The following is a 299-nucleotide window of genomic DNA, read 5'->3' as shown; positions in this document are numbered from 1 at the left end:
CGGCGGCGCCTATCTGCGTTTCATCCCGCGCAATGAGATGGACATCGCCGTCGTCGGCGTCGGCGCGGCGGTGCAGCTCGACGAGAGCCGGCGACGCATCGTCGCCGCCCGCATTGCGCTCGGCGCAGTGGCGCCGACGCCCCTTTTCGTCGCTGAGGCAGGCGAGGCGCTGATCGGCGCCGAGGCGGGCGAGGAGGCGTTCGCACGAGCCGCAACGCTCGCACAAGCCGCCGCCCGTCCGATCACCGACATGCGCGGCACGGCGGAATTTCGTCGCCACCTGGTCGGCGTCTTGACGC

At 71.9% G+C, this 299-nt stretch carries 1 pseudogene; it reads left to right on the top strand.

Annotation, left to right across the window (positions count from 1 at the left end):
* Window positions 1–37: 37 nt before the first annotated feature.
* A pseudogene (locus N2041_RS14585) lies at window positions 38–299 on the top strand (xanthine dehydrogenase family protein subunit M); the annotation flags it as partial.

The sequence above is a fragment of the Tepidiforma sp. genome, from assembly GCF_026419595.1.
GTDB lineage: Bacteria > Chloroflexota > Dehalococcoidia > Tepidiformales > Tepidiformaceae > Tepidiforma.
This window is presented reverse-complemented; position numbering and strand designations above follow the sequence as displayed.